The sequence below is a fragment of the Halanaerobium sp. genome, from assembly GCF_003070835.1.
On the sequence record NZ_QBLR01000161.1, the window covers coordinates 1 to 7,696 of the forward strand.

General features: G+C 36.1%; 10 protein-coding genes. All 10 read left to right on the plus strand.

Annotation, left to right across the window (positions count from 1 at the left end; all coding sequences use genetic code 11):
• Positions 1 to 523, plus strand: a 523-nt coding sequence (locus tag CI949_RS13915) for a transposase (protein WP_290767408.1), incomplete at its 5' end; no start/stop codon positions are given.
• On the plus strand, positions 447 to 680 hold the full coding sequence (locus CI949_RS13920; protein WP_108143044.1) for a hypothetical protein: 234 nt from the start codon (positions 447 to 449) through the stop codon (positions 678 to 680). The genes CI949_RS13915 and CI949_RS13920, both read left to right, overlap by 77 nt.
• A 245-nt stretch (positions 681 to 925) precedes the next feature.
• Positions 926 to 2,356 carry an alpha-amylase gene (locus CI949_RS13925; protein ID WP_290767410.1) on the plus strand — a complete coding sequence of 477 codons (1,431 nt, stop codon included), beginning with the start codon at positions 926 to 928 and terminating at the stop codon, positions 2,354 to 2,356.
• A 2-nt stretch (positions 2,357 to 2,358) separates the two neighbouring features.
• Positions 2,359 to 3,000 (plus strand): nucleotidyltransferase family protein, encoded by a 642-nt coding sequence (locus CI949_RS13930; RefSeq protein WP_290767412.1) that lies wholly within the window; start codon positions 2,359 to 2,361, stop codon positions 2,998 to 3,000.
• 37 nt (positions 3,001 to 3,037) lie between these two features.
• Positions 3,038 to 3,391, plus strand: a complete 354-nt coding sequence (locus tag CI949_RS13935; RefSeq protein WP_133530689.1) for a winged helix-turn-helix domain-containing protein — start codon at positions 3,038 to 3,040, stop codon at positions 3,389 to 3,391.
• 125 nt (positions 3,392 to 3,516) lie between these two features.
• Positions 3,517 to 4,548 (plus strand): ABC transporter substrate-binding protein, encoded by a 1,032-nt coding sequence (locus CI949_RS13940; protein ID WP_290767415.1) that lies wholly within the window; start codon positions 3,517 to 3,519, stop codon positions 4,546 to 4,548.
• Positions 4,549 to 4,551: 3 nt separating this feature from the next.
• Positions 4,552 to 5,574: an iron ABC transporter permease gene (locus CI949_RS13945; protein WP_290767416.1), complete on the plus strand. Its 1,023-nt coding sequence runs from the start codon at positions 4,552 to 4,554 to the stop codon at positions 5,572 to 5,574.
• Positions 5,574 to 6,353: an ABC transporter ATP-binding protein gene (locus CI949_RS13950; RefSeq protein ID WP_290767418.1), complete on the plus strand. Its 780-nt coding sequence runs from the start codon at positions 5,574 to 5,576 to the stop codon at positions 6,351 to 6,353. Before CI949_RS13945 ends, CI949_RS13950 begins: the two co-directional genes overlap by 1 nt.
• A gap of 63 nt (positions 6,354 to 6,416) precedes the next feature.
• On the plus strand, positions 6,417 to 7,193 hold the full coding sequence (locus tag CI949_RS13955; RefSeq protein WP_108140757.1) for an XdhC family protein: 777 nt from the start codon (positions 6,417 to 6,419) through the stop codon (positions 7,191 to 7,193).
• Complete coding sequence (locus CI949_RS13960) at positions 7,193 to 7,507, plus strand: XdhC family protein (protein ID WP_108140755.1); 315 nt, start codon at positions 7,193 to 7,195, stop codon at positions 7,505 to 7,507. Before CI949_RS13955 ends, CI949_RS13960 begins: the two co-directional genes overlap by 1 nt.
• Positions 7,508 to 7,696: the final 189 nt, after the last annotated feature.

The window sequence follows — 7,696 nt, forward strand, 5'->3', positions numbered from 1 at the left end:
AATTTTAGAGTATGATGGGAAAAAGGTAAGGTTCTGGTATGAAGATCATAAAACAAAAAAGAGAGTGGAATTAGAGCTATCAGCCATGAAATTTATTGGTAGAATAATAATGCATATTCCACCCAAATATTTTAAGATGACCAGACGGTATGGACTCTACAGAAGAGGCTACAATAAAAGAGTGAAAAAGATAGTGGCTCTCTGGAAATACATGAAAAGAAGACAGTTAAGATTAATCACAGAGCAGAAAGTTACTAGATCATTAAGCTGGAGAGAAAGAATGATAAAAAGTTTTGGAAAAGATCCAGTAAGGTGTAAAAACTGTTGTAAAGAGATGGTTTTGTATGAGATCTGGCATCCATTATATGATTTTCTGTATCATATAGAACATACCGATGATAGAGGAAGATATATTAAAAGCAATAGTTGGGAGGTTGATCCAAGATATGAAAGAAAAAAACTGGCAAGAAGATATGGAGATCCCATTCCATTCCCCAGAAGACACAGACAAAGAGTGGTATAAATTTGAATGTCCTAAGTGTGGGGAAGAAGATGAAGTCCCAGGTTATGTGATAGATGAGTTTGCAATGGGAAAAGATTTGAAAGAAGGAGAAATGCCAGGAGTGGCATGTCCTGAATGTGGTGCAGAAATGAAGTTTAAATACACATTTGAAAGATAAAACCCTACTAAAGAAATATTAATTAACTTCTATAGTAGGGTGGCCGTTAGGCCATTTTGTTCTTATAACTGTTTATTTCTGTTCGTTTATGTTTATTTATGTTCACGCACCGTGAACCTGTCGAATTATGTAAATAAGATTCATTTTATGATAAGATAAATAATAAGTAAAAACTTTAATTAAAGTTTTTAGATAATTCAAATAAAAGTTTAATTAAGCTGAAGATTAAATTGGGGGGGCCTAAATTGGAAAATCCTATTATTTTACAGACTTTTTACTGGGAGATGAATACTGGTAAATATGCAGAAGAATATCCCGAAGAAGCTAATTTATGGAATCTTTTGGCCGAACAGGCAGCTGAGATTGCAGAAGTTGGTTTCAATTTTCTCTGGCTGCCGCCTGCTAATAAAGGGGCAGCAGGTGCAGAAGATGTTGGCTATGGAACTTATGATCTCTGGGATCTAGGGGAATTTAAACAGAAAGGAACTAAAAGAACAAAGTATGGAACTAAAAAAGAGCTGGAAAAGGCAGTTGAAAAACTCCATCAAAATGGTCTCAAAGTTCTCTATGATGCAGTTTTAAATCACAGATTAGGTGCAGATGATAAAGAGCTGGTTAAGCTTAAAGATGACAGCAAAGCTGAGGTCTGGACTATTTTCAACTTTAAGGGTAGAGGAGACGAATATAGCAGTTTGAAGTTGGACTGGCGGGTTTTTGATGGTGTTGACTGGGACGAAAGAACACAGCGGGCCGGAGAATTTCTTTTTAAATGCAAGGAATGGGATGATTCTTATGAAGAGGATTATCTGATGGGGGCTGACATAGATTATGAGAATCAGGAGATTAAAAAAGATGTAATTAACTGGGGCAAATGGATTGTAAATGAGATTGGTTTTGATGGCTTCCGTTTTGATGCAAGTAAACATGTTGATAATGGAATGATTCATGATTTTATTGAAGAGGTCAATCAGAGTACAGATAAGGATCTTTTTTTCATAGGTGAAGCCTGGGTTAATAGCGCTGAAACTCTGGCAGATTATTTGAATACAGTTGGTCAGGAAAAACTACATGTTTTTGATTTTCCCCTCAGGGAAAGTTTTGTAAAAATGATGCAGGGCAAGCTTGATATGCGCTGGCTGGGAGAAAAAGGCCTGGTCAATCAGGATAATTTTAGAGACAGGGCAATTACCTTTGTTGAAAATCATGATACAGAGCGTGATGGGACAAATGAATATGGAACTGAAGCAATTGTTCACCGCAAAATGCAGGCTTACTGCTATATTTTAATGCGCAGAGATGGGGTGCCAACAGTTTTCTGGAAAGATTATCACAGTCACGGTTTAAAAGAAAGGCTGGATACTTTGATTGCAGCTCGCAAAAAATTTGCCTATGGAGATGCCTATGAGAGTGAATCAAATGATAAAAACACTTATTCCTACATTCGGACTGGAGATGATGAACATCCAGGTAGTGGACTGGTAATGATGATTACTCAGCATGAAAGTGAAAAGATTATTGAAAAAAGTGTTAATACCGGCAGAGCGGAAACCCGTTATTATGATTATACTGGCCATATTGAAGAAGAAATTATGACTGATGCAGAAGCTAATGGAATTTTTAAAGTTAAAGGTACAGCTGAAGAGGGTTATTCTGTCTGGGTTCCGGTGAAAGATTAATTATGCTGACAGCAGTAGTTCTAGCAGCTGGCGAAGCAAAGCGGATGGGAGAATTAAAGCAGCTTCTTGAATGGGAAAAAGAAAACACTATTTTGGGGAAAACCATTGATAATTTACTGGCTGCTGAAATTGTGGATGAAGAGCTTAAAGTTGTTATTGGGGCCCAAAAAAAGAGAATAAGAAGTTACTTAGAGAAAAAATATTATTCTGAACTGAAGAGTGGAATTCTTAAAATCATAGAAAATGATGATTATAAGCGGGGAATGATGTCTTCAGTCAAAGCAGCACTTTATGAACTGCCGCAGGATAATCAGTATCTGCTTTTTACACTTGCAGATAAGCCTTTTATTGGTCCTGAAATCTATAAAGAATTTTATCAAAAATGTCTGGAGTTAAAATCAGATATATTTTTACCGGAATATCAGGGGCAGAAGGGTCATCCAGTGTTAATAAAAAACTCTCTTAGGGAGGAAGCTCTAAAACTTAAAGGAGAAGGAGGACTGCGCAATCTTTTTGCAGTATTTCCTGATAAAATCTTTCATTATTCATCTGATCAGCCAGAAATTACAGTTGATTTAGATTTAAAAAAAGATTATCAAAAATATAAAGAAAATAATTATAAACTGACAGTTCTAAAAGATTAATCTCAGTAGGCTTAATATTTCAAAGAGGGGAGAAATAATGCGCTTAAACTATAAATTATGGCTGGAAGAAGAGGAAAGACTTTTTGGTGATGGTCCCTGCCAGATTTTAGAACTTGTTGATCAGCTGGGTTCATTACGCCAGGCAGCTGCTGAAATCAATATGTCTTACAGTCAGGCCTGGAAGCTGATAAAAAAGCTTGAAAAAAGGCTGGGATTTAAATTACTGAACAAAAAAGTGGGCGGCAGCAGTGGTGGAGGCTCTGAACTTACGGAGAAGGGTAGGATTTTAACTAAAAAATTTTCTGATTTTAGAAAAGAAGCTCAAAAATGCCTTTCTGAGCTGGAAAATAAATATTTTGATCAGGAATTCAAAGAAATATTAAAAAAATAGATGTTTAGATATTTTTGATCACAGCTTAAAATAAGTTTTTGAAATAATGTCTGAATTAATTGAATTTTTATGTTATAATGTAATCGTTATATGAGGTTACACATAACGAAAAAGGGAGTGGTTTGATGTTAAAAAAAGAAAATTTTGAAGTAAACTGGCAAATGATTTTAGCAATTTTTAGTTTAAGTCTGCTTTTACTTTTTAGTCCACTATTCAGAGCAGAAGCGGAGCGCGATTTTACTGATATGATGGGCAGAGAAATAACTGTCCCCGACAATGTTGAGCGAGTTGTAACTACATATAAATCAGCGACCCAGTTTGTGCTGGCTCTGGATGCAGGAGATAAATTGGTAGGTGTTTCAGTTAAGACAGATAAACAGCCTTTGTTTATTAATATACAGCCTGAACTAGCTGATCTGCCACAGGTTGGCTCAAAAAGAAATGGGATTAATTTAGAGACCACGATGAGTGTAAATCCAGATTTAGTTATTTTATACCCTCATCGTGATGCTCTTGAAACAGCAGAAAAATTAAAAGAACAGGGTGTAACAGCAATAATTATAAATCCTGAAAGTCTGGATCAGATTCGAAAGACCACAGAACTTCTAGGAAAAGTTCTAAATAAAGAAGAGAAAGCAAAAGAAGTGATGGCTGCCTATGATAAAATTGATAGTTTAACTAAAAAAACAGCTGAGCTTTCAGAATCAAAAAAGAAAAAAATATACTTTGCTAACTCCGAATTTACTGATTCTGTTGGAGCAGAAATGATGCAGACAGCTCTGATTGAAAATGCAGGTGGAATAAATCCAGCAGCAGAATTAAAATCAGGATTTCTTACAGTATCGGCTGAAAATATTTTGGAATGGAATCCGGAGTTGGTAATTGTTTCTCAGTATTTTAATGGGGATTTAGAAGAACTGGCCCAAGAAAATAAATATCAAAATGTAAGTGCTTTCAAAAACAACGAGCTTTATCGAGTTCCATCAAAATTAGAACCATGGGATTTCCCCTCCCCGTCAGCTTTTATTGCTCAGCTCTGGCTGGCAAAAAAAGCTTATCCAGCTAAGTATCAGGACATAGATTATCAAAAACAGGTTAACAATTTTTATCAAACATTATACGGAAAAACATTTACTGAATTGGGAGGAGCGTTTTAGGCGATGAGGAAGATAACCGCTGCTGAAAAAATATTTATAACCGGTCTGCTCTTAATAGCTTTAATTTTAATTTCAATGATGATCGGCAATTATGAGCTCAGCATATCTGACCTGGGAGCTATTACTAATAATTTACTTGGTAGAGATTATGAGACCTTATTTAATAATCCGGATTGGTCAGTGCTTTATTATATTCGCCTGCCCAGAATTTTAACGGTTGTACTTGTAGGAGCTGCTCTTTCGATCAGTGGAGCTGCCTACCAGAATATTTTTCGCAACCCGCTGGTCTCACCTGATATTTTAGGAGTTTCAGCTGGGGCAGGGCTGGGAGTGGCGCTGGGACTACTTTACAGCAGTGGTTCAATTCTTTATGTTTATTTAATTGCTTTTATTACCGGTACAGCAGCAGTTGCCTTAACTTACTGGTTAAGCAAGCTCGCGGGAGGAAAAAATGCAATGTTTATGGTTCTGGCCGGAATAGTTGTTTCTTCACTGGCCAATGCCCTGGTTTCACTTTTAAAATATCTGGCAGATCCGATGCAGAATCTACCGGGAATAGTTTTTTATCTAATGGGCGGATTTTCTCGGAGCGGCTGGCAGGAATTTTATCTGCTCTTGCCGGTAGTAATTATCTCTTTAACAGTAATTTTATTTTTACGCTGGCAGCTGAATATCTTTTCTTTAGGGGAAAAAGAAGCAGCGGCTCTTGGTGTTGATACAGAAAAGATAAGAATGATTGTAATTGTATTTTCAACAATCATGGTTGCAGCAGCTACTGCTGCCGCCGGACAGGTTAGCTGGATTGGGCTTGTTATTCCTCATATTGCAAGGTTTATAGTTGGAAATAAATATAAGTATTATCTGCCTGCTTCTGCACTGCTGGGCGGCTTAAGCCTTCTTTTAATGGATAACCTTGCCCGAACAATAAGTGGGGCAGAAATTCCAATTAGTATTATAACTGCTTTAATTGGAGCTCCATTTTTTGCCTATTTACTAATTACCAAAAAAGAGAGCGGGTGGAATTAATGTTAGTAAGCAATAATCTTAATTTTTCTTATCCTGGTCGCAATGTATTAAAAAATATAAATTTCAAGGCAGAAAGAGGAGACTTTATCTCTATTCTGGGGGCAAATGGATCTGGTAAAACCACATTTTTTCAGTGTATGCAGGGATTATTAACTCCTGATGCAGGAAAAATACTACTCGATGGAGAAAATATAAAAAAGATGACTAAAAAAGAAATTGCTCAAAAAATTGCTGTTGTTCCTCAGGAAAGTCAGAATGTTTTTGATTACCAGGTTCTGGACATGGTTTTGATGGGAATCAATCCCTGGCTTGCATTTTCTGAAGAACCGGGAGAAAAAGAGAGGCAGACGGCAGAAGATATTCTAGCTGAGCTTGAGATATCAGATTTAAAGAATAAAAGCTTTAATAAAATTTCAGGTGGAGAAAGACAGCTTGTATTGATAGCCCGGGCTTTGATGCAGAAAAGCAGTTATTTGTTTTTAGATGAGCCAAACTCACACCTTGATTTTAAAAACACTCACCTTATTTTAAAGATTATGCGGGAACTGACCGCAAAAGGGAAAACAGTACTAACAGCTCTACATGATCCAAATCTTGCTGCTCAGTATTCAGATCGGGTAATTATTTTAAAATCGGGTAGGATTATTGCCGCAGGTTTGGTAGAAAATGTTATGACAGCTGAAAATTTGAGCAGAGCTTATGAAATAGAGATTAATGAAGAAAACTCAATCTTTTCTCTAGCTTTTCAAAAAAGTAGATTGCTGAGACAGGAAGCTTGAACTTCACTAAAAACAACTTTAAATTATTGAAGTTAGAATTTTAAATGAAGGGATGTGGAGTAGATGGAAAACTTTTTTAAAAAAGTCTTCAACGAATTACAGGGCAGTAAAAAGATTTTGACCGCGGTGCTGACAGATATTGAAAGTGAAGAAATATCCGAAAATTTACTTGGTGAGATGTTTTTATTTGATGAAGAGGGAATAATAGAGTTTTCATCTGATGAGCTTGAAAATGAACTGGAGAGATTTTTTCTAAATGCAGATTTGAAAAATCAAATTTTAGCTGTTGGGGAAGAAAAAAATACTGATTCTCAGCTAAAAGAGATTAATTTAGACTCAGATAATAAACTGGAATTTTTTCTGGAGCCGGTAGTTGACCAGCCTCATTTAATAGTATTTGGAGCAGGCCATATTGCAGAGCCGCTGGTTAAGATCTGCAGTCTTTTAGATTTTAGTATTACAGTTGTGGATGACCGAGAAGAGTTTTTGAATTTTGATAGATTTCCAACCGCTGATCAGCTTTTGCTCCTACCTTACAGTGATTATTTTGCCAGTGCAAAAATTGGAGATAATGATTATTTAGTAATTGTCACCAGGGGACATCAGCATGATTATCAGGTATTAAAAAATGTCATTAATTCTGAAGCTCCTTACATTGGGATGATTGGAAGTTCCCGAAAGATCAAAACAGTTTATGATCAACTGCAGGACGATGGAATTAGTGAAGAAAAACTGGCAGAAGTACATGCCCCAATAGGGCTTGATATAGGTAGTGAGACACCTGCAGAAATTGCGGTGGCAATTGCAGCCCAGATAGTTGCTGTCAGGAGGGATAGGTAGTGCGAAAAGAGATTTTAGAAAAAATTATCAGCTTAAAAAAAGAGAATATTAAACTGGCCCGAGCTTTTATTGTTCAGGCAAAAAGTTCTTCTCCCCGCAATACAGGGACTGAAATGTTAATTACTGAAAACGGAGATACTTTTGGCAGTATTGGCGGAGGAAAAGATGAAAAGACTGTAATCGAAAAATCTCTAGACTTAATCAAGAGCGGAAAATCTAAAAAAATAAAACTGACTTTAACCCGTAAAGAGGCGGCTGAAATAGGATGGGTTTGTGGTGGACAGATAGATATTTTTATTCAAATTATTAGCTGATTCCAGCAGCTAAGAGTGATTATTCAAAGTTGACAGATTTACTAAAGATTGATATAATTTTTATATAAATTTCCAGCTAAAATTTTAAAAAACGGATATTAGAGTAAATTGCGAAGCAAATGAGGCTTTTAATAACAGTAAGTACAGAGGATGATGATTTTTCTTTACCCCAAAAACATGGTATATAAG